Here is a 512-nt window from a genome sequence, read left to right on the forward strand (position 1 = left end):
TTGATCACGCGTCTTTTGCCACCCGTTCGATGTACTCAAGCTGCACTGGTTTGGTAAACGCGCCTGGGCGCAGTGCCTGAACTTCTCGCACGATATCGTCCAGCGTCCATTCTTTTTCTAGCAGTAAGTGAGCTGCGAACAAACCAGTGCGACCCGAGCCGCCCATGCAGTGCATCGCGACTTTGCCATCTTGAGCAAGAATCGCATGCAGTTCAGGGCTAGCTTGTTGCCACTTCACCGCGAAATCCTCACTGGGTGCGCAATCATCTTCAATCTCGATCTGGAACCATTTCATGCCCAGTTGTTGGGTAACTTCACCCAAATCCGCGACGTCTTTCGATGCTAGCTCAGCATTGTCCAATGCCGTAACCACCGCTTGAACACCCTACTCTTTTAATTGCTGTAAAGACGTTTGCAAATCGACGCCTTTCGTACCCGGGCACGGTGTTAGGACTAATGCACCAGAGTCCAAATCTAATTGCCATGTAGGATGAGACATTGTGAACTCCTAT

General features: G+C 50.8%; 1 pseudogene. It reads right to left on the reverse strand.

Annotation, left to right across the window (positions count from 1 at the left end):
• Positions 1-4: 4 nt before the first annotated feature.
• A pseudogene (locus R7190_RS30970) lies at positions 5-499 on the reverse strand (cyclin-dependent kinase inhibitor 3 family protein).
• Positions 500-512 lie beyond the last annotated feature (13 nt).

The organism is Vibrio sp. 1078-1, assembly GCF_033340475.1.